The organism is Pedobacter steynii (genome assembly GCF_900103665.1).
Lineage (GTDB): Bacteria > Bacteroidota > Bacteroidia > Sphingobacteriales > Sphingobacteriaceae > Pedobacter > Pedobacter steynii.
On the sequence record NZ_FNGY01000010.1, the window covers coordinates 230,360 to 249,475 of the forward strand.

The following is a 19,116-nucleotide window of genomic DNA, read 5'->3' on the forward strand; positions in this document are numbered from 1 at the left end:
AATAAATTATGTCAGGACATAAGGAATCAATATTAAGAGAACCATTAATCACCGGCAATGATATCACGTATGCAAAAATTACGAATGATATCTTAATGCCAGTTGAGAATAAGCCTAATAAGGCATGGTGGATAGGATTTATACTAGCACTTTGCGGCGCCACACTTTGGTTGGTTTCCGTAGGGTATACCTTCTGGTTTGGTATCGGTGCTTGGGGATTAAATAAAACAGTAGGATGGGCATGGGACATCACCGGATTCGTTTGGTGGGTAGGTATCGGTCACGCTGGAACACTAATCTCTGCGGTACTGTTACTCTTCCGTCAGAACTGGAGGAACTCCATTAACCGTTCAGCGGAGGCGATGACGATCTTCGCCGTAATCTGTGCGGCCACGTATGTAGTATCCCACATGGGTAGACCATGGCTGGCTTACTGGGTACTTCCACTGCCAAATCAATTCGGATCATTATGGGTTAACTTTAACTCACCCTTAGTTTGGGATATGTTTGCGATCTCTACTTACTTCTCGGTATCACTATTGTTCTGGTATACAGGTTTACTACCTGATATCGCGACGATCCGTGACCGTGCAACAGGTGTGAGACGTAAGATCTATTCTATCTTCTCTTTCGGATGGTCTGGTAACGTAAAAACCTGGCAACGTTTTGAGGCAGTGTCCTTAATCCTTGCGGGTATCTCTACACCACTGGTACTTTCGGTACACACGATTGTATCCATGGACTTTGCAACCTCGGTAATTCCGGGATGGCATACCACGATCTTCCCTCCATACTTCGTAGCAGGGGCGATTTTCTCCGGATTTGCGATGGTGTTAACCTTATTACTGGTTGCACGTAAAGTGTTAGGTCTGGAAAACTACATCACCATGTTCCACATTGAATCGATGAATAAGATCATCATTCTAACCGGATCTATCGTAGGTGTGGCTTATATCACCGAGTTTTTCATTGCCTGGTACTCAGGTTCAGAATACGAGCAATACGCTTTCATTAACCGTTCGACCGGTCCATACTGGTGGGCATACTGGATGATGATGACGTGTAACGTAATCTCTCCTCAGTTGCTTTGGTTCAAAAAGATCCGTACCAACATTCCTGCAACCTGGATTCTGTCTATTGTTGTGAACATCGGTATGTGGTTCGAACGTTTCGTAATTATCGTGACTTCATTACACCGTGATTATATCCCTTCAAGTTGGGCGATGTTCTATCCAACATGGGTAGACGTGGGTGTCTTTGTAGGATCAATCGGAGTGTTCTTTACTTTGTTCCTTTTATTCTTAAGGGTATTGCCTTCAATCGCGATTGCTGAGGTGAAACTATTACTGAAGAGTGCGAGTGAGCAATCTAAAATGGAGCAGATTAAAGAAGGTCATTTAGATAAGGAGCAAGTTGCGGAATACGTAGAGTCTCTGGAGAAATTTGATAGTGTTAAACAAGAAGAATACGCAAAAATATAACAATGAGTAATATCAAATATATTTTAGGCAGTTTTGGTGATCCTGACGAAATGATGCATGGCATCGAGAAGTTACAGGAAAATAACATTAAGATACATGATGTTTATACGCCAATGCCTATTCACGGCATCGAAGCTAAATTAGGGGTCAAAAGATCCAGGTTAGATATTCTCGCTTTCTTTTGCGGGATTACAGGAACTATGTCTGCATTTGCACTGATCTACTTAACCTCGGTGGTAGACTGGAAACATAATATAGGTGGTAAACCAGCTTTAGCACTTCCGGATTTTATTCCGATTATGTTTGAGGTGACGATCCTTTTCTGTGCATTCAGTTTGGTAGGTGCTTATTACGCTTCTACACATTTATTCCCTGGAAGAGCACCAAGAGTGATGGACTTAAGGGCAACAGACGACAGATTTATTATCGCTATTGATGCAAAAGAAAACGCGGAACATAGTAAGATAGATGGTTTATTAAAAGATGCAGGTGCTCTAGAAATTAAGCACAATGAAAGGAAGTACATTAGCTATGAATAAGAATAAAGTAGTTTTAGCCTCATTTTGTATTCTTGCCAGTGCTGTAATATTTTCAGCATGTAAGGATAAGCAGAGTACAGGTTTAGAATATGCAAGGAACATGTATGATCCGATTGCTTATAACCCGGATCAGCCAAACAAAAACTTTAAGAACGGACAGACGGCACAAACACCGCCGGCTAATACCGCTCCTGTAGGATTCGATAAATATGATTATCCGAATACTAAGGATGGTTATGAAGCAGCTGGTGCCGCTTTAGTGAATCCAGTTCCTGCTACAGAGCAAAACCTGATTTCAGGAAAGCATTACTTCACGGTATTTTGTGCTCCATGTCATGGAGAAAAAGGAGACGGACAAGGTCACCTGGTAAAAATCGAGAAGATCAGTGGTATTCCTTCTTACCATGGTGATGCGACTTCATCACGTGGTGGTAACATGAAAGACCTGAGCGCAGGAAAAATTTACCATACCATTATGTATGGTCTAAACAACATGGGTTCACATGCTTCACAACTATCTCCTGAAGAGAGATGGAAAGTCGTGATGTATGTTCAACAATTACAAAAAATACAATAGAAAAGCACAAATAAATGGGAACTCACAATTATAATTTAACTGAGCAGTTTGAGTTTACAGGTAAAGCAAAAACCTTAAGCTTTGTCGCTATTGCCGTAGGGGTATTAGCTATAGGGTACGGTTTTACGGCGAAGGAGCTTCATGAGCGTACTTTTGCCAACTTGTTACTGATGGCTTATTACTTCGCATGTGTTTGCATGTCAGGTGCATTCTTTCTTGCTGTTCAATTTGTAGCACAGGCAGGATGGTCTGCTTCTATACTACGTGTACCTCAGGCCATGGCCAAAACATTACCAATTGCGGTGGTTATTCTGATCGCAGTAATGGCAGCGGGCTTGTATACACATAACTTATATCATCACTGGAATGCTCCGGGATTAACGGATATAAATAGTCCTAACTATGATAAATTAATCGACGGTAAGTCGGCTTTCCTTAACGTACCTTTCTTTATGGCACGTCAGGTGATCTTCTTAGGTGTGTATTGCATCTTTGCGGTACTTCTTGCTAAGTTATCGACAAATGAGGATTTAACCGGAGGATTAAATTCTTACAGAAAAAGCTTTAAATATTCTTGTATATTTTTAGTAATCTACGGTTTCACCACACCAATCTTTGCTTTTGATACGATCATGTCATTAGAGGCACACTGGTTCTCTACTATGTTTGGCTGGTATAACTTCGCCGCGATGTGGGTAAGCAGTTTAGCAACGATTGCCATCATCATTATCCTGTTGAGAAAAGCAGGTTACATGAGCTGGGTGAACAATAGTCACTTACACAACCTTGGACAGTTTATCTTCGGTTTCTCTATTTTCTGGACTTATGTATGGTTTGCTCAGTTTATGCTGATCTATTATGCAAACATGCCGGAAGAGACTGTATACTTCTACAAAAGGTTCGATCACTACGAATTTTGGTTCTATCTTAACCTGATCCTGAATTTCTTAGCTCCGGTATTGTTATTAATGGACAGAGATAATAAAAGACAGGAAAACATCATGCTAACGGTGTGTATCATCGTATTGTGTGGACACTGGGTTGATTATTACCAAATGATTATGCCTGGAACGGTTGAAGAACACCATGCTTTTGGTTTTATTGAGATCGGAACAGCCGTAGGTTTTGTAGGATTGTTTACCTTTACCGTTTTAAGAGCACTAAGTAAACAACCTTTGATCGCCAAGAACCATCCGTTCTTACAGGAAAGTTTGAATCATCACTTGTAATAGGTGATCTTAATACAGTAAATAAAATAATAGTATAATAGAAGTACAGCGTTACTACTTTTAAGGAAATGAGTTTAAGAAAATTTATAAGTAACAAAACAATAGCGGCACTAGCAGTGATTCTAACTGCATTTGCAAGCACAAGCGCATTTGCACAAGCTGCCGGCGCTGCCGCTGAGACCGTCGCCAAACCTGTTGATATGGGTCCGGTTTATAAAACGGTTATATTTTATACCATGGCATTTCTATTGCTTTGCTTATTCATAGCAATCATTGGAAAAGCGTTAAAGGTATATGAATTGACCCGTGAGGCTCAAGACAAACCGAAAGGCATCAACTGGAATGCAGTAAACGGAACATTGTTCGCGTTATTCCTTATTGTAGGTTTATACGGTGTATACTGGGAATATACGGTTCATGGAAACATGATCCTTCCGGAAGCAGCATCAGAGCATGGTAAGAAGATTGACCAGATGTTTAACATCACGTTGATCATCACGACTATCGTGTTTGTCGCGACGCACATCATCCTGTTCGCTTTTGCTTATTTCTATAAAAACACCGGAAAAAGAAAAGCGTATTACTATCCACATAATAATGCTTTAGAGCGTATCTGGACAATTGTTCCGGCATTAGTTCTAACGGTATTGGTATTGATGGGTTTCCTTACCTGGAGATCAATTTTCTATAAGATCGAAGATCCTAATAACAAGCCTATAAGCATTGAGATCACTTCATCTCAGTTTTCATGGGCAATCCGTTATCCGGGAGCTGATGGGATTGTAGGGGTAAAAAACTACAAATTGATCAATGGTGTTAACCAGTTGGGTATTGATTTTAAAGACAAAAATACTTTAGATGACCAGACTGCTGATGAGATGGTAATTCCTGTGAACAAACCTGTTCGTTTGATTTTAACGAGTAAAGATGTATTGCACAGTTTTTACATGCCTCACTTCAGAATTCAATTGAATACAGTACCGGGTATGACTTCTTACTTTGAGTTTACGCCAACCATCACTACTGAAGAGATGAAAGCGAAAACCAATGATCCTAAGTTTGCTTACTTATTCTTATGTGCTAAGATTTGTGGTGAAGGTCACTACAAAATGCAGAAAGAAGTAAGGGTTGTTTCACAGGCAGAATATGAGGCTTGGGTTAAAAAACAGGGAACTTATTTGACTGACGATTTGAGAAAAGAGTTTGGCCTGCCAGTAACTGCAGCACCTGCACCAGCTGCAGCTAAGCCAGCAGATAGTGTAGCAAAAGATACTTCTGCCGTTAAAACAAATCAATTAGCTTTAAAAAAATAATAATACTGGAATAGCACATTATGTCAACTATATCATTACACGATACACATAACCACGATAGCCATGATGATCATGGGCATCACAAAGAGACCTTCTTAACGAAGTATGTCTTTAGTCAGGATCACAAAATGATCGCTAAGCAGTTCCTGATAACAGGTATTATTATGGCTGTTATTGCGATGGGCTTGTCTATCCTCTTCCGTTTGCAACTGGCATGGCCGGATACAAACTTCCCTATCCTGGAAACATTCCTTGGAACATGGGCAGAAGGCGGACGTATCAAACCGGATTTTTATCTGGCATTGGTGACGATACATGGTACCATCATGGTATTCTTTGTATTGACAGCTGGTCTGAGTGGTACATTCAGTAACTTATTAATTCCTCTTCAGATAGGGGCAAGGGATATGGCTTCGCCATTCCTGAACATGTTATCATACTGGTTCTTCTTTGGAGCTTGTGTGGTGATGATGAGCTCTTTCTTTATTCAAACAGGTCCGGCAAGTGCGGGATGGACGGTATATCCTCCATTGTCTGCTTTACCAACTGCGATTAAAGGTTCTGCATTGGGTATGACTTTATGGTTGATCAGTATGATCATGTTTGTTGCTTCCTCTTTAATGGGTGGTATCAACTATGTGAGTACCGTATTAAACATGCGTACTAAAGGAATGGACCTTTGGAAAATGCCATTGACGATCTGGGCATTCTTCCTAACTGCGATCTTAGGTATCTTATCTTTCCCTGTACTTGTTGCGGGGGTGGTACTCTTAATCTTTGACCGTAGTTTCGGAACAAGTTTCTACCTTTCTGATATTGTTATGGGTACTCAGGTATTGCCTAATGAAGGTGGTTCCCCAATCCTATGGCAACATTTATTCTGGTTCCTTGGTCACCCGGAGGTATATATTGTAATTATGCCTGCATTGGGTATCTCTTCTGAGGTAATTTCAGTAAACTCAAGAAAACCTATCTTCGGTTACCATGCGATGATTTATTCACTGATCGGTATTACCGTGTTATCATTTATCGTTTGGGGTCACCACATGTTTGTGACGGGTATGAACCCGTTATTGGGTGGGGTATTTATGATTACCACATTGATTATTGCGGTTCCTTCAGCAGTTAAGACTTTCAACTACCTGGCTACATTATGGAGAGGTAATATCAAGTTTACGCCGGCAATGTTATTTGCTATCGGATTGGTATCTTTCTTCATCTCTGGTGGTTTGACCGGTATCTTCTTAGGTAATGCGTCCCTGGATATCAACTTACATGATACTTATTTTGTTGTTGCCCACTTCCACCTGGTAATGGGTTCTGCTGCGATCTTCGGTATGCTTGCAGGTGTATATCACTGGTACCCTAAAATGTTCGGTAGAATGATGAGCAGCAAACTGGGATACCTTCACTTCTGGTTGACCTTTATCTCTGCTTACCTGGTATTCTTTCCGCTTCACTTCTTAGGTTTAGATGGTGTACCTCGTCGTTACTATGCATTCACTGAGTTTGAGTTTATGCAGAAATGGTTAACAGTTAACGTATTCGTTACCTGGGCCGCTATTATCGGTGCATTGGCACAGGTAGCGTTCTTATGGAACTTCTTCTATAACATTTTCAGAGGTAAAAAAGCGCCTCAGAATCCTTGGGAGTCTAATACTTTAGAGTGGACTACACCAGTAGAACATTTACATGGTAACTGGCCTGGAGAAATCCCAACAGTATACCGTTGGCCATATGACTACAGTAAACCAGGTTCAGAAGCGGATTTTATTCCTCAGACTGTACCTTTCTCTCAGACGATGTCTTCAAACATGCCTCATGATTTTGAAGGTAACACTGAATCTGAGCGTATACAAAGAGAGTGGGAAGCTAAAAATGTTCCTTCACCAGAAAAGTTAGACTAATACATCGTATTCTATAATACACAATGGGGTATCTGCAGTAGGTAAATACTTACAACAGATGCCCCATTTTTCTTAAACACATACCATGGTTCCTAAATCTGAAAAGAGATTTATCAGGCTAAACCTCATCACCATCATTGTCACCCTATTGCTGATTCTGGCAGGGGGAATCGTACGTAGTACGGGTTCAGGGATGGGCTGTCCGGATTGGCCGAAATGTTTCGATCAGTATGTTCCGCCAACTTCAGCATCGCAGTTACCTGCAGACTACAAAGAAAAGTATGTAGCGGAGCGGGTTGCGAAAAATGAACGTTTCGCAAAAACGCTGGAAAAAATGGGAAAAGCGCACCTTGCGGATAGTATCAGACATGATGAGTCTATCTTAACACCTGAGACTTTTAATGTTGCCAAAACATGGACGGAATATTTGAACCGTTTGATGGGCGCGATTACAGGATTTCTGTTGGTTGGATTAGTGGTTTATTCTTTTGCTTATCGTAAAGCCGCAAAAAGAATTCTTGTATTGAGTATTCTAAATGTGATTATTGTAGGTTTTCAGGCCTGGTTGGGTTCTATCGTTGTCTCGACAAACCTGATGCCCTGGATTGTAACGGTACACATGTTATTGGCATTGGTGATCCTGGCAATTTTGGTATATACCTATAACTACGCTCTGCAAATGCAGAAACAGACGACAGTGATTATGTCGAATATTGTTTGGCTGAAGGTATTGGTATTGGGCTCTGTCGCATTGAGTACCCTGCAGATTGTTTTGGGGACGGAAGTAAGAGAAGCGATAGATGCGATTGCAAAAGGGATGATGTACAATGACCGGGGCAGCTGGGTGAGTAAAGTAGGGGAGACCTTTTCTTATCACCGTGATGTAGCCGTATTGGTACTGATCATGAACCTCGTGATCTATAAGATCGTAAAAGACAAGTTTAATGGAAAAGCAACAGCTTTACGCGTTGGTAATGCAATTGCCATAGTTTTGATCATCCAGCTCGTAACAGGCTTATTATTGTCTAACTTTGCACTGCCTCCATATGCTCAGGCATTACACATATTGTTCTCTACGGTGTTATTTACATTACAATATTATCTGTACCTGTTGGTGTACAGAACAGACACTTACAATCAGTAGTATTAATTATATATAAATTGAAACAGTTTTTAGCAGATTTCTCTAAGCTCATTAAATTCAGATTAACTTTTCTGGTTGTATTTTCCGCATCAGTTACCTTTTTAATAGGCTCTAAAGTACCGATTAACGGAGTTAGTCCGGATATCAACTGGATGAACTGGTTGATCTTAATTATCGGTGGTTTCTTAGTCACCTCTGCGGCAAATTGCTTCAATGAGGTGATTGAAGTTGACCTGGATAAATTGATGACCAGAACTAAGGACCGTCCAATGCCTGCGGGGCACATGACTACAGGACAAGGTTTGGTATCAGGTCTCGTAATGGGAATGCTTGGCACCTGGCTACTTGGAAAACTAAATATCGAAACGGGCTTACTTTCTGTATTCTCGATTTTCTTATACGCATTTGCCTACACGCCATTGAAACGGAAGTCTCCGATCGCAGCCATTGTTGGTGCGATTCCAGGTGCATTACCTCCACTAATCGGTTATGTAGCTGCACACGGGAAAATAGATCAGATTGCGGTGATTCTTTTTCTGATTCAATTTGTTTGGCAGTTGCCACATTTCTGGGCAATCGCATGGGTATTGGACGACGATTATAAAAAGGCTGGATTCCGACTTTTGCCGACGACAAAAAGAGATAAGACGAGTGCGTTTATTACCTTTTTCAGTACGTTGGTGCTGATTCCGGTAAGTTTAATGCCTACCTTTTACGGTTTCGGTGGATATTATATTGCAGGGGTATCCCTCCTTGCCGGGCTCGTATTTGCGTGGCTGGCGTTTAAAATGTGGATGAATATGGACGTAGCAAGTGCTAAGAAAGTGATGTTTTGCTCTTTCTTTTACCTGCCACTCGTTCAATTGGTTTTATTGTTTGATTTTATAGCTTAATAATTTAAATATGGTACATACGTTAAAAGAGCAGGATGTAAAATATGGTGAGGAGGTAAACACGAAGCCTAAGAAGTTTATTCTTTGGTTGTTTGTAGTTTCTTCGACGATCATGTTTGGGGGCTTTACAAGCTTTTACATCGTATTCGCAGCATCAAAAGGTAAAGGTCATGGATTGGTACTTCCAGACGCCTTTATGTACAGTTCATTAATTCTGATTGGCAGCAGCGTCTGTCTCTTCCTTGCCGCAAAAGCATTGAAAGCAGGAAATGTCGGATCTCAGAAAATCCTGTTGTGGGGAACTATGGTTCTGGCTGTGGTTTTTGGTTACCTTCAAGTAGATGCCTGGAGTGCTTTATACCATACCGGAGCGACTTTAGTGAATAACAACGCCGCAATATCTTTAATTTATATTGTTTCTGGATTTCACTTATTGCACATTTTTGGAGGACTTTGTTTTATCTTGAATTGTTTATTTGGTGCTTATGGTAAAATACCAGCGGCAAAAGCTAAATACAGGATGGAAATCGCCTCTATATTTTGGCATTTTATAGATATATTATGGATATATCTGTATGTTTTTTTACTTTTGAACAGTTAGATTTGTTAACAAACTATTACAATTTATAAAATGAATTCATTATCACAATTAGATCAGGTAAAAACTACTCCTTGGAGCGGCGGTCGCTCACCGTGGTCGGTAGAGTACGGTAAAATAATGATGTGGTTTTTCTTGCTTTCTGATGCATTCACATTCTCTTCATTATTGGTTTATTATGGAGCTCAACGTTTCACTAAATTAACCTGGCCAGATCCGGATTTGGTTTTCCAATCAATTCCATTGATAACTGATCACGGTGCGCCATTGGTGTTTGTGGGTATCATGACTTTTATTTTGATCATGAGCTCTGTGACCATGGTACTTGCAGTGGAAGCGGGACACAGACGTTCTAAGAGAGAAGTTATCTGGTGGATGGTTGCAACAATCATTGGTGGATTCATGTTCCTTGGTTGTCAGGCTTTAGAGTGGACACACTTATTCCATGAAGGATTCGGTTGGGGAAAAATTCCTCCAATGGAGACATTAAAACACTTGTTTACAGGTGAGGTTTCTACCGTTTCTGCACAACAGTTTTCAAATCTGTTCTTTACGATTACAGGATTTCACGGATTTCACGTATTTAGTGGGGTAATTATCAATATCATCATCCTATGTATGACCATTAATGGTACGTTCGAAAAACGCGGACATTACCTGATGGTGGAGAAAGTTGGTTTATACTGGCACTTCGTAGACCTTGTATGGGTATTTGTATTTACATTCTTCTATTTAGTTTAATCATTCAATAAAAAATATTATGTCAGAGCACGCACATACAGAAGAGCATGGACACGGCGAACATGCCGGCTTAACCAAGAAAAAAATATGGCAGGTATTTGGTATCCTTTTACTGATCACAGTAATTGAGTTTATCATCGCCCTTGTGATATTGCCAAAAGGTTTAATGAGCCATGGTGTTGGTAATTTCTTATATATCGCACTTACTTTATTAAAAGCATTTTATATTGTAGCTTATTTCATGCACTTAAAGTATGAGAAACTGGGTTTACAATTGTCATTAACTGTCTCGTTTATTTTTATTCTTTATTTCATAACATTAATGCTGATTGAAGGCGGTTACCTGCATCTTCACATGCCCCTTGTTTAATGAAGAGTTCCCAAATAAAAAAAATATTAATCCTGGTCACCATTTTAGCGGTACCAGGATTTTTGTATTATTTGCTACAGGATAAAGGTAAGAACCGTTATAAACCCTTACCTTTTTTCGGCCCTAAAGAAGTAGCGAAAACCTTTCATTCGGTTCGCGGAAAGCAGATTCCAGATACGATTTATCATCTGGTACCTGATTTTAAATTAGTAAACCAGCAGGCGGATTCCGTTAACTGGAAAAGCTATGAAGGAAAGATATTGGTCCTGAACCTTTTTTACACCACGGGAAACACCTATGCGGTTAATTTTGCAAATAAAGCGATGAAAGCTTTTGAGGCGACTTATGCGCATAACAAGACGGTTAATTTCGTTGGTTTAAGCATTGATCCTTCCAGGGATACACCTAAAGTATTGTCTGATTATGCAGTAGTTCTAGGTGCTAAAGCCGGCAAATGGGACTTGCTAACTGGTGATAGTACGACAATTTATAGTCTGATCAATAAAGGACTGTTTATTGATGCACACCGGGAGCTGCAGAACGGAGAACAGAAGTTTGTATATAGCAATATGTTTGTATTGCTGGATCCTCAGCGTCGCATCCGTGGATATTATGAAGCAACCAGTCAGGAGGCTTTATCTAAACTGGACGACGAGATCAAGGTTTTGATCACTGAAGAATTAAGAAATAATAAAGACGGGAGATAAACCTCCCATAATACCTGAATAAGATGAATGATAAGTTTTTTTTACGTTTAGTATGGATCGTTACAGCTGTGGTGCTGACTGTTGTTATCGCTTTAAAATTAGTTCCGCCACCGACTACTAAGCCATCTTTCATTTATCTTTTGCCTCATATTATCGGGGGTATCAATGCCACTTGCTCCGTGTTATTGATCATCTCGCTGATCTTTATCCGCAAAGGGAATATTCAAGCCCATAAGATCACGAATATTATCACTTTTATCTTGTCCGCTATCTTTTTAGTCTTTTATATCTTGTTTCATCTGTATGAAAAGGATACGAAGTTTGGGGATATTGACCATAATGGGATCTTATCTGTAGCGGAACTTGCTGCAGTAGGGAGCACAAGATATATCTATTTCTTCATTTTGGCCACGCATATCATCCTGGCAGTAGTTGTATTGCCGTTAATCCTGGTAAGCTTCTACAGGGGCTTAAATATGCAGGTAGCGCTTCATAAAAAGATTGTTCGCTGGTCTTATCCGGTTTGGCTATATGTAGCGGTAACGGGGGTTGTGGTTTACTTAATGATTTCTCCTTACTATAATTTCTAGTTACACATTTCCTTTATTTTATTTAGGCTGATTTTTTTAGTTTTCGGTAAAAACATTGTTGGAATAATGGCTTTGGTCCATTTAAGTTAATAATATTTTATTTTTTCATCAATAATTCCTTCTTAAACCATATTTTAGAGCTATTAACGTAATAATTTCGATTTAATTCAAATTATTCTAATTGGTTAGGAGTGTGATGAGTGTCAGCAAATCGATAGATGTAATTTCAGGGAGTGATCTACTCTTGCTTATTGAGGATAACAATAAGGATGCATTCACTGATTTTTATTCTCATAATTTCAGGAAATTAATTCTGGTTTCGGACAAGTATGTTCAGAGCATTCCTGCTGCAGAGGAGATCGTACAGGATGTTTTTCTGAAGATCTGGGAGGAAAAAGAATTGCTATCGACAATTAAATCCATTAAAGCTTATCTCTATCGCAGTGTGGTAAATTCTTCTATCAATTTTGTGAATCGCCAAAAGAATATTGAGAAACATCACTTAAAGATTGCAGATCACATTACTCCTGATGATGCAGAGCTACATGATGAAGAAAACGAAATGATCGTTCTGCTGTACCATGAAATAGAGTTGCTTCCAGAAAAATGCCAACAGGTTTTTAAGCTAAGTAGAATAGAGGGCTTGAAATACCGGGATATCGCTTCCCAACTAAGGATTTCTGAAAAGACGGTCGAAAATCATATGGGAAATGCACTCAAGATCCTAAGAAGCCGTGTTTCTAAGGCTGCAGAAAGTAGCCCTGTCAGGAAGAAATTTAAATATTTCTACCTTCTCGCTATGTATTTATACTAAGGCAATCGTCCCTCAGGGGATATTTAATAAATATTATTTTTTTATTCATATATGACTAGGGGTTTTTAGTCACCCGTTTGTCTTATATACAAACCTAACCGAATTGCAAGACAAACTAACCTTTCAGGATATGATCCTGAAACATTTCAACGAACCAGAAAATGAGATTTTAGCGGCAGAGGTAAATCATTTGAGGACCTTATCTGAGGAGAATGAAGTTTATTTTCAACAGACTAAAAGAATATGGGATAATGCTGCCGAAACAAAACGGTTGCAGGGTCTTGACATTCAAAAGTCGGTGCGTAATTTCAGGTTGCGTCTGGATGAGGCGACTTATGTGGAGCCTAAACGAATTTTCGGCTGGAGTAAAGTCGCGGCAGCGGCAGTTCTCGTGCTGACCGTTGGTTTCTGGATTTATAGCGAAAAAACTGCGGTAAATTATATTGTTAAAAGGACCGGCACTGAAATTGATTCCGTATTGTTGAATGATGGATCAAAAATTTTCCTGGCTGCAAACAGCGCAGTAAGTTATCCTGAAGAATTTTCTAAAGAAGAACGCCCATTGAATTTGTTAACGGGAAAAGCTTTTTTCGTTGTTGCTAAAGATTCAAAACGTCCATTTGAAGTTTCTATTGGTAATTCTACCGTAAAAGTTCTCGGAACTTCATTTAATATCAAATATTCTGAAAACAGTATTGACTTATCTGTAAAAACAGGAAAGGTAATGTTTACCCCAAATGAAAAAAGTAAATCTTCCATTTTGGAAGCAGGTCAGGGGCTTAATTATCAGTATGTGGAAAATACATTACGGATGAATAAGGACAACAATGCTGCAGCCTGGTTTACAAAGGAATTGCGCTTTGTGGATATGCCCCTTGATGAGGTTTGCAAACAATTGAGCGCGTATTATGGAGTGCATATCGAACTGCATGACAGGAAACTTACCCTAAAGAAATTCAACGCTAATTTTAAGAATACGAGTCTGGAGGAAGCTTTAACCGCGCTGAAGGAGACTTATCCGATCACCATTAAGAAAGACAATAGAACCATTATCATTAAAAGCTTATAATCAACTCAATTAAACCAATAAACTATTCATTTATGGAGAAAAACTACCAAAGAAAATTGCGGAGACTAAAGTATGGCCTTAAGGCTTTGCTATTCTTCACTTTTTTTTGTTTTTCGTTAGCGAAAGCTGATGAATTGCAAAAGAATGCAATTAAGACAGAGAGATTAGATATTTATCTACAGACAATAGAAAACGCCTATCAGGTAAGTTTTGTATATGATGCTACTCAGATTAATAAAGAAATGAGTATCGATGTGCCTGTTAAATTAATTTCTATTAAAACAGACCTGGAACCATTAAAGGTGAAAGGGATCAATTACAATATCGTTGGCAAGCAAGTGATTTTGAAAAAGGTAATCGAAATAAAGCCGAACAGAGATCTTGTTGTTAAAGGACAAGTTAAAGCAAAAAAAGATTCTGATCCATTACCAGGTGTAAGTGTTAGGGAAAAAGGTGTTTCCAACGGGGTTTCAACTAATGGAAATGGGGAGTTCCAGATCAGGGTTAAAGACGGTGCAGTTTTAGTTTTCAGTGCTATTGGTTATAAAACGCAGGAAGTGACTGTCGGCTCAAGAACTACTATTAATGTAACGCTTGAAGAGGATATCAGCCAGCTTAAAGAAGTAACCATTTCCACAGGTTACCAGAACATTAATAAAAAGTTATTTACCGGAGCTGCAACTACTATAAAAGGTGCTGATATAAAGCAGGATGGTATTACTGATGTGAGCAGAATGCTGGAAGGACGTGTTGCCGGTGTTTCTGTGCAAAACGTATCAGGTACTTTTGGTGCGGCACCAAAAATCAGAGTCCGTGGAGCAACTTCGATTACGGGAGAAAATAAGCCGTTATGGGTTGTGGATGGTGTAATTTTGGAAGACGTAATTAATATTTCAAATGAGCAGCTGTCTACCGGAGACCCAAGTACTTTAATTGGTTCTTCCGTAGCTGGTATTAATGCGGATGATATCGAAAGCTTCAACATTTTGAAGGATGCGGCTGCAACAGCACAGTATGGTGCCCGTGCGATGAATGGAGTGGTGGTAATCACCACTAAAAAGGGAAGAATCGGAAAGCCTCTGATCAGCTATACTGGTAATTTTTCTACTTTCCTTAAGCCAACATACAACAGTTATAACATTATGAATTCTGCGGACCAGATGTCTATATATGGTGAATTGGATCGCAAAGGTTGGTTAAATCATGCCAGTACTTCCCGTAGCTCAGATGGCGGTGTATTTACAAAAATGTATCAGCTCATCAATACTTATGATGAGACGAATGGTGCTTTTGGCCTTGCCAATACACAGGAGGCAAAAGAAGGATTTTTAACAAGGTATGCCAGAGCAAATACAAACTGGTTTGATGAGCTTTTCAAAAATTCATTGATGCAGGAACATTCTGTTAGTATTTCTACGGGATCTGAAGCTTCACAGATCTATTTCTCGACGAGTTTCTTAAATGATAATGGTTGGGCAAAGGGAAATGGTGTACAAAGATATACTGCTAACCTGAACGCGAATTTTGTTCTTTCAGATAAATTATCTGTAAATGTGATTACAACGGGGGCGATTCGTGATCAGAATGCTCCAGGTACAGTTGGTCGGGTAAGTAATCCGGTAGAGGGAAAATATTCAAGAGATTTCGATATTAACCCTTTCAGTTATGCCTTGAACACCAGCAGAACGATGACTGCCTATGATGTAAACGGTAAAAGGGAATCTTTTACGAGGAACTTTGCACCATTTAACATCTTAAATGAGCTAGAAAATAATACATTGGACCTGAGCATGCTTGATTTCAAACTGCAGGGGGGACTAACCTTCAAATTCTCTAAAGATTTTAAATATGATGGTCTTGCCTCACTTCGTTATGTAAAAACGGGCCAGGAACACAAAGTACGTGAGAATGCAAATATGGCAATGGCTTATCGTGCGAACGGAGACTCGTTTATACAGGATAATAACCGTTTTCTCTACAGAGACCCACTGAATACCGCTGCACAGCCAACTGTAGTACTTCCTTATGGAGGTTTTTATAATACTAACGATGATTTCTTAAAGGCTTACTTAGTGAGAAACTCATTGGAATACAACAAAACAATTGATGATACCCATATTTTTAACGTTTATGGTGCTCAGGAGATGCGCATGGCCAATCGTCAAAACAGAACAAATATCGGTTATGGTTATCAATACGATAAGGGCGGGGTTCCATTTGTTGATCCACGCATTCTGAGCCAGGCGATTCAGAATAACCTGAATTATTACAGTATGACAAATCAGTATGACAGATTTGCTGCATTCGTAGTGAGAGGCGCTTATTCCTATAAAGGAAAATATGCCTTTAATGCCACTGGCCGGTACGATGGATCTAACCTTATGGGAGATTCTCCAACTGCAAGATGGCTGCCTACCTGGAATGTTTCGGGATCATGGAACATCGATACAGAGGAGTTCATGCAAAAACAAACGCTTATAGACAGGTTAACATTACGTGCAACCTACGGTTTGACAGCTAGTTTAGGATCTGCTACGAATTCGAGTTTAATCTTAAAAAATGGAAGCACACTGCGTCCATACTCTTCGGAGGTTGAATCGGTGATGAATCTGATCGCATTGAAAAATGGAGATCTGACCTGGGAAAAACAATATGAAACTAATATTGGAGTAGATGTTGGCTTTTTGAAGGAAAGATTAACACTGACAGTTGATTTATACAACAGAAATGGATTTGATTTGATCAGTCCAATTCGGACTTCCGGTATTGGTGGTCAACCTGATAAAAGCATCAACTATGCGGATATGAAATCGAAAGGGATCGAAGTTGCCTTGGGAGCTCAGGTTGTCAATGAGAAAGACTGGGGATGGAGAAGTAGCTTCAACTTCGGATACAACTACAATAAGGTTACGAAATTACGAGGCGACAGAAATATTTTTGAGCTGGTAAGTTCTGATGGAGGGCCAAAGGAAGGTTTCCCTTACAGAGGATTGTATTCCGTTGAGTTTAAAGGATTGGGTAATGCAGATGGTGTTCCGGAATTTCTGAATGAAAAAGGAGAGGTGAGCAGAATTGTTGATTTGCGGAGTGACCAGATACAATATCTTAAATATGAGGGCGCAATAGACCCTAAATTAACCGGGGGTTTTTACAATCAGTTCCGTTATAAGAACTTCAGCCTATCTGGGTTATTTACTTTCTCTGCCGGAAATAAAGTGAGACTGAACCCAATATTCAATGCTTCTTACTCTGATCTGGATGCTACACCATTGGAATTTAAAGATCGCTGGACCTTACCTGGTGATGAAAATAAAACCAATGTGCCGTCGATACTTGACAGAGAAGCTTTTAATAAATTAAGACAAGATGGTGCATATCCTTATAATACTTACAACTATTCTTCAGTGCGCGTAGCAGATGGCGGATTTATCAGATTGAAGCAAATTTCATTAACTTACAATATGCCTGCTTCTGTTCTTAAATCTATTGGTGCAGGAAGTGCGTCGATTAGTTTAGTTGGTAACAATTTCTGGCTAATCTATTCAGACAAAAAACTGAATGGACAAGATCCTGAATTTTTCTCTTCAGGAGGGGTTGCTTTGCCAATTCCTAAGCAATATACGATGTCCTTGAAAATTGGCTTTTAATTAAATCAGAACGGAAATGAAAAAGAATAATATATATATAATTCTATCAGTAATATTTGCGGCAACGACGTTAGCCGGCTGCAAAAAATTTTTAGAGCACCAGCCAGATAATAGGACGACCTTAAATTCACCAGAAAAAGTTGCAGAATTATTAGTTGCTGCCTATCCAAGGGCTAACTATATCCCCTTTACAGAGGCAATGTCAGATAATGTGGAAGACAAAGGTTCAGCTGAAAATGATCTTTTTAATAGCCGTCCATGGAATTATACCGATCAGAACGACCGAACTTATGATACGCCTAACTTCTATTGGAATGGCTGTTATACGGCGATTGCAGCTGCAAATCATGCTCTGGATGCGATCAATAAGGCCGCAGATCAAGCACCATATTCTGCCAGCAAGGGAGAGGCACTTGTAGCTCGTGCTTACAGTCATTTTATGTTGGTTACCTTGTTTGCAAAACCTTATGACGCAGCCACAGCGGCATCTGATCCGGGTATTCCTTATGTAACCGAACCGGAAGAGAAGCCAGAAGGCAATTATGAACGTAAGACAGTTGCTTATGTATACGAAATGATCGATAAAGATCTTAAAGAAGGCCTTCCTTTAATTAAGGATAACAGCTATCGGATACCTAAATATCATTTTACCAAAGCTGCAGCTAATGCATTCGCTACCCGTTTTTACTTGTTCAAAAAGGATTATCCAAATGTAATCAAATATGCAAACGATGCGTTTCCAACTGCAGCTATAGCCGCAAACCTTAGACCAATTAATACAACTTATCTGGGATTTGGAAATAATTTCTATGATATCCAGGCATTTTATACAAAATCGGAAGATCCGGGAAATTTACTACTTGCTGAGGCGAATACCATATGGGGAAGAGATTATTACAGATACAGATATGGATTGGGAAACAGATTGAGGGGAGAAGTATTAGGCTCTTTAAATCCGCTCGGTGTAGAGCTTTACAGAGTGGTCTTTGGTGCGCAGCCTGAGGCCTATAACGTGCCAAAATTCAGAGAGCATTTCGTTAAAGAAAGTATCAACGCTAATACTGGAGATGCGTATAATATGATTCCACTATTCTCCACTGAGGAAGTCTTGTTTAATAGAGCAGAGGCAAATGTGATGCAAGGTAACTTCCCTGATGCGATTGCCGATCTGAATGTTTATTTATCTAAACGGATCCGGGCGTATAGTCCTATCACTCATATTTTTACCTTGGATAAAGCTAAAGCTTTTTATACAGGCAAGTCTTCGGAGGCAGCTTTAATCGAGTCTATTCTTGACTATAAAAGACAAGAGTATATTCATGAGGGGGTACGTTGGTTAGACTTACTTAGACATAAAAGAGGAGTTACTCACACTTCTTTTGACGGGAAAACAGTGAACGTTTATCCTGCAACTGATCCGCGGAGGATACTGCAGTTGCCGAAAGAAGCAATTGCTTTGGGACTTAGTGCTAATGCTCGTTAATTGTTTTGATTAAA

17 protein-coding genes are annotated in these 19,116 nt (G+C 39.6%); all 17 read left to right on the plus strand.

The window, feature by feature from the left end; genetic code table 11:
* Nucleotides 1-8: 8 nt before the first annotated feature.
* The 17 genes from nrfD to BLQ87_RS25385 all read left to right on the plus strand — a co-directional run bounded on the left by nrfD (nt 9) and on the right by BLQ87_RS25385 (nt 19,102).
* Entirely contained in the window at nt 9-1,481 is a 1,473-nt protein-coding gene (gene nrfD / locus BLQ87_RS25305; protein ID WP_074611704.1) for an NrfD/PsrC family molybdoenzyme membrane anchor subunit, read from the plus strand.
* Nucleotides 1,482-1,483: 2 nt separating this feature from the next.
* Nucleotides 1,484-2,020 (plus strand): DUF3341 domain-containing protein, encoded by a 537-nt coding sequence (locus tag BLQ87_RS25310; RefSeq protein WP_073232044.1) that lies wholly within the window; start codon nt 1,484-1,486, stop codon nt 2,018-2,020.
* Nucleotides 2,013-2,597: a c-type cytochrome gene (locus tag BLQ87_RS25315; protein ID WP_245723926.1), complete on the plus strand. Its 585-nt coding sequence runs from the start codon at nt 2,013-2,015 to the stop codon at nt 2,595-2,597. The genes BLQ87_RS25310 and BLQ87_RS25315 overlap by 8 nt, the downstream gene beginning before the upstream one ends.
* 14 nt (nt 2,598-2,611) lie before the next feature.
* Nucleotides 2,612-3,826: a quinol:cytochrome C oxidoreductase gene (locus tag BLQ87_RS25320; RefSeq protein WP_074611706.1), complete on the plus strand. Its 1,215-nt coding sequence runs from the start codon at nt 2,612-2,614 to the stop codon at nt 3,824-3,826.
* A gap of 68 nt (nt 3,827-3,894) precedes the next feature.
* Entirely contained in the window at nt 3,895-5,139 is a 1,245-nt protein-coding gene (locus BLQ87_RS25325) for a cytochrome c oxidase subunit II (protein ID WP_074611707.1), read from the plus strand.
* 20 nt (nt 5,140-5,159) lie between these two features.
* On the plus strand, nt 5,160-7,046 hold the full coding sequence (locus BLQ87_RS25330; RefSeq protein ID WP_172664962.1) for a cytochrome c oxidase subunit I: 1,887 nt from the start codon (nt 5,160-5,162) through the stop codon (nt 7,044-7,046).
* Nucleotides 7,047-7,131: 85 nt separating this feature from the next.
* Nucleotides 7,132-8,190: a COX15/CtaA family protein gene (locus BLQ87_RS25335; RefSeq protein ID WP_074611709.1), complete on the plus strand. Its 1,059-nt coding sequence runs from the start codon at nt 7,132-7,134 to the stop codon at nt 8,188-8,190.
* Between the two features lie 17 nt (nt 8,191-8,207).
* On the plus strand, nt 8,208-9,083 hold the full coding sequence (gene cyoE, locus BLQ87_RS25340; RefSeq protein WP_074611710.1) for a heme o synthase: 876 nt from the start codon (nt 8,208-8,210) through the stop codon (nt 9,081-9,083).
* A 10-nt stretch (nt 9,084-9,093) separates the two neighbouring features.
* Nucleotides 9,094-9,684, plus strand: coding sequence for a cytochrome c oxidase subunit 3 (locus tag BLQ87_RS25345; RefSeq protein ID WP_074611711.1), 591 nt, complete (start codon nt 9,094-9,096; stop codon nt 9,682-9,684).
* Nucleotides 9,685-9,714: 30 nt separating this feature from the next.
* Nucleotides 9,715-10,422, plus strand: coding sequence for a cytochrome c oxidase subunit 3 (locus BLQ87_RS25350; RefSeq protein WP_074611712.1), 708 nt, complete (start codon nt 9,715-9,717; stop codon nt 10,420-10,422).
* A gap of 19 nt (nt 10,423-10,441) precedes the next feature.
* The gene (locus BLQ87_RS25355; protein ID WP_083252017.1) at nt 10,442-10,792 is read left to right on the plus strand and encodes a cytochrome C oxidase subunit IV family protein; all 351 of its coding nucleotides are present in this window, start codon (nt 10,442-10,444) and stop codon (nt 10,790-10,792) included.
* Complete coding sequence (locus BLQ87_RS25360; RefSeq protein ID WP_074611713.1) at nt 10,792-11,499, plus strand: SCO family protein; 708 nt, start codon at nt 10,792-10,794, stop codon at nt 11,497-11,499. The genes BLQ87_RS25355 and BLQ87_RS25360 overlap by 1 nt, the downstream gene beginning before the upstream one ends.
* A gap of 23 nt (nt 11,500-11,522) precedes the next feature.
* Nucleotides 11,523-12,089 carry a DUF420 domain-containing protein gene (locus BLQ87_RS25365; RefSeq protein ID WP_074611714.1) on the plus strand — a complete coding sequence of 189 codons (567 nt, stop codon included), beginning with the start codon at nt 11,523-11,525 and terminating at the stop codon, nt 12,087-12,089.
* Between the two features lie 196 nt (nt 12,090-12,285).
* Nucleotides 12,286-12,903: an RNA polymerase sigma-70 factor gene (locus BLQ87_RS25370; protein ID WP_074611715.1), complete on the plus strand. Its 618-nt coding sequence runs from the start codon at nt 12,286-12,288 to the stop codon at nt 12,901-12,903.
* Between the two features lie 103 nt (nt 12,904-13,006).
* A complete protein-coding gene (locus BLQ87_RS25375; protein WP_143010543.1) occupies nt 13,007-13,972 on the plus strand; it encodes a FecR family protein in 966 nt (321 codons plus the stop codon).
* 32 nt (nt 13,973-14,004) lie between these two features.
* Nucleotides 14,005-17,619 (plus strand): SusC/RagA family TonB-linked outer membrane protein, encoded by a 3,615-nt coding sequence (locus BLQ87_RS25380; protein WP_074611717.1) that lies wholly within the window; start codon nt 14,005-14,007, stop codon nt 17,617-17,619.
* 16 nt (nt 17,620-17,635) lie between these two features.
* Nucleotides 17,636-19,102 (plus strand): RagB/SusD family nutrient uptake outer membrane protein, encoded by a 1,467-nt coding sequence (locus BLQ87_RS25385; RefSeq protein WP_074611718.1) that lies wholly within the window; start codon nt 17,636-17,638, stop codon nt 19,100-19,102.
* Nucleotides 19,103-19,116: the final 14 nt, after the last annotated feature.

Bases quoted from the DNA above. Each gene is read 5' to 3' on its own strand.
- BLQ87_RS25345 (WP_074611711.1), top strand. From the start codon at position 9,094: ATGGTACATACGTTAAAAGAGCAGGATGTAAAATATGGTGAGGAGGTA.
- BLQ87_RS25335 (WP_074611709.1), top strand. From the start codon at position 7,132: ATGGTTCCTAAATCTGAAAAGAGATTTATCAGGCTAAACCTCATCACC.
- BLQ87_RS25365 (WP_074611714.1), top strand. From the start codon at position 11,523: ATGAATGATAAGTTTTTTTTACGTTTAGTATGGATCGTTACAGCTGTG.
- BLQ87_RS25315 (WP_245723926.1), top strand. From the start codon at position 2,013: ATGAATAAGAATAAAGTAGTTTTAGCCTCATTTTGTATTCTTGCCAGT.
- BLQ87_RS25330 (WP_172664962.1), top strand. From the start codon at position 5,160: ATGTCAACTATATCATTACACGATACACATAACCACGATAGCCATGAT.
- BLQ87_RS25360 (WP_074611713.1), top strand. From the start codon at position 10,792: ATGAAGAGTTCCCAAATAAAAAAAATATTAATCCTGGTCACCATTTTA.
- BLQ87_RS25370 (WP_074611715.1), top strand. From the start codon at position 12,286: ATGAGTGTCAGCAAATCGATAGATGTAATTTCAGGGAGTGATCTACTC.
- BLQ87_RS25325 (WP_074611707.1), top strand. From the start codon at position 3,895: ATGAGTTTAAGAAAATTTATAAGTAACAAAACAATAGCGGCACTAGCA.
- BLQ87_RS25355 (WP_083252017.1), top strand. From the start codon at position 10,442: ATGTCAGAGCACGCACATACAGAAGAGCATGGACACGGCGAACATGCC.
- BLQ87_RS25350 (WP_074611712.1), top strand. From the start codon at position 9,715: ATGAATTCATTATCACAATTAGATCAGGTAAAAACTACTCCTTGGAGC.
- BLQ87_RS25310 (WP_073232044.1), top strand. From the start codon at position 1,484: ATGAGTAATATCAAATATATTTTAGGCAGTTTTGGTGATCCTGACGAA.
- BLQ87_RS25380 (WP_074611717.1), top strand. From the start codon at position 14,005: ATGGAGAAAAACTACCAAAGAAAATTGCGGAGACTAAAGTATGGCCTT.
- BLQ87_RS25320 (WP_074611706.1), top strand. From the start codon at position 2,612: ATGGGAACTCACAATTATAATTTAACTGAGCAGTTTGAGTTTACAGGT.
- BLQ87_RS25385 (WP_074611718.1), top strand. From the start codon at position 17,636: ATGAAAAAGAATAATATATATATAATTCTATCAGTAATATTTGCGGCA.
- nrfD (WP_074611704.1), top strand. From the start codon at position 9: ATGTCAGGACATAAGGAATCAATATTAAGAGAACCATTAATCACCGGC.